The sequence below is a fragment of the Bisbaumannia pacifica genome, assembly GCF_007989625.1.
In the GTDB taxonomy this organism is placed as follows: domain Bacteria; phylum Pseudomonadota; class Gammaproteobacteria; order Pseudomonadales; family Halomonadaceae; genus Bisbaumannia; species Bisbaumannia pacifica.
Window position 1 is genome coordinate 1 of sequence record NZ_BJUK01000101.1, and the last position, 1,214, is coordinate 1,214.

The 1,214-nt window shown below is 69.5% G+C and carries 1 protein-coding gene; it reads right to left on the reverse strand.

All coding sequences use genetic code 11. The annotated features are described in order from the left end of the window. The coding region (locus HPA02_RS18070; protein ID WP_371832446.1) for an FAD-binding oxidoreductase at positions 1-1,214 on the reverse strand (1,214 nt) is incomplete at both ends.

Consider the following 1,214-nt stretch of genomic DNA (forward strand, 5'->3'; position numbering starts at 1 on the left):
CATCCACCTTGGCATTGCCCAGCAGGCCCACGGCGCGCTTGCGCATGCCATAGACCCGCTGGATGGCGGCGCGCCCCTCGGCCAGGGTGTAGCCCAGGCGCTGCACGCTGTCATCGGCCTCCAGGTGGTGGCAGAAGGCCGCGACCCGCTCGGCCAGCCGCGCCGGGTCGTCGTCGTTGAACTCCACCAGGTTGATGCCGCGGACCGCCGTCTTGCCGTCGGGGAAGAACTCCGCCACGCTATCCCAGACGAAGTCCTGCATGGCCAGCATCAGCACCTTGTCATCCACCGTCTCGATGGAGGTGGGGCGCGCGGAGCTCGCCATCAACGCCTTGGCGTCGCGCAGGGCGTCCATGAAGCCGGCGTAGCGCACATTGACCAGGGTCGAGTGCTGGGGGATCGGCAGCACATTGAGCACCGCCTCGTTAAGGAAGCCCAAGGAGCCCTCGGACCCGCACAGCAGGCTATTGAGGTTGAGGCGGCCGTCATCCTCGCGCAGGTGGGCCAGGTCGTAGCCGGTCAGGCAGCGATTGAGCGGCGGGAACTTGGCGCGGATCAGCTCGCCCTGGGTGTCGATGAGCTCCCGGGCGGTGCGGTAGGCGCGGCCGGTGGCGTCGTCGCGCTGGCACAGGGCGGCCAGCTCGGCCTCCTCGACGGGGCGAGTGTGCAGGCGCTCGCCGCCCAGCAGCACGGTCTCGAGTTCCAGCACATGGTCGCGGGTCTTGCCGTACTCGCAGCTGCCCTGGCCGCTGGCGTCGGTGGAGATCATGCCGCCGATAGTGGCCCGGTTGGAGGTGGAAAGCTCCGGGGCGAAGAACAGCCCATGGGGCTTCAAGGCGGCGTTGAGCTGGTCCTTGACCACCCCGGCCTGGACCCGTACCCGGCGGTTCTCCACGTCGATCTCGAGGATCCGGTTCATATGCTTGGAGACGTCCACCACCAGGCCATCGGTGAGCGACTGGCCGTTGGTGCCGGTGCCGCCGCCGCGCGGGGTCAGCACCACCCGGCGGTGGGCCGACTCGCCGGCCAGGCGCGCGATCCGCTCGAGGTCCGCGGCGCCCTTGGGGTAGAGCACCGCCTGGGGCAGGCGCTGGTAGATGGAGTTGTCGGTGGCCAGCACCGTGCGGTTGGCGAAGTCCGGGGCGATCTCGCCCTCGAAGCCGGAGGCCTTGAGGGCCTCGAGGAAACGCAGGTAGTGAGCGTCGAGGCGCTCG